At 69.2% G+C, this 616-nt stretch carries 1 protein-coding gene; it reads right to left on the bottom strand.

What is annotated here, in order from left to right:
• A partial coding sequence (locus QPK10_RS06715) for an FAD-binding protein (protein ID WP_368487230.1) occupies positions 1-616 on the bottom strand: 616 nt, incomplete at both ends.

Below are 616 nucleotides of genomic sequence, written 5' to 3'. Positions count from 1 at the left end.
CCGAGGTGGCGCCAGCCGCCTCGAACAGCTCGCGGACCCGCTCGCAATCCTCGTGCACGTCGGCTTCCACGCCATCCAGTTCGCAGAGCAGGATCGCCGCCGCGTCGACCGGGTAACCGGCGTGGATGAAATCCTCGGCGGCGCGGATCGACAGGTTGTCCATCATTTCCAGCCCGGCCGGGACGATGCCGGCACCGATCAGGTCGGCCACCGCCCGCCCGGCGCTTTCCACATCGTCGAAGCTGGCCAGCAGGACCTTCGCCACCGGCGGGCGCGGCAACAGCCTGACGGTGACCTCCACCACCACGCCGAGCAGCCCTTCGGAGCCGGTGAACAGCGCCAGCAGGTCGAAGCCAGCGCTGTCCAGGGCGCTGGACCCCAGGCTCAGGCGCTCGCCTTCCAGGGTCACGATGTCCACCTGCAACAGGTTGTGCACGGTCAGGCCGTACTTCAGGCAATGCACGCCGCCGGCGTTCTCCGCGACGTTGCCGCCGATGGAGCAGGCGATCTGCGAGGACGGGTCCGGTGCGTAGTACAGACCATGAGGGGCAGCGGCCTGGGAGATCGCCAGGTTGCGCACGCCAGGCTGGACCCGGGCGAAACGACCCAGCGGATC

This window comes from Spiroplasma sp. DGKH1, assembly GCF_040940205.1.
Lineage (GTDB): Bacteria > Bacillota_I > Bacilli_A > Mycoplasmatales > Mycoplasmataceae > Spiroplasma.
The sequence above is the reverse complement of the archived record's forward strand: the minus strand, read 5'-3'. Positions and strand labels throughout refer to the sequence as shown.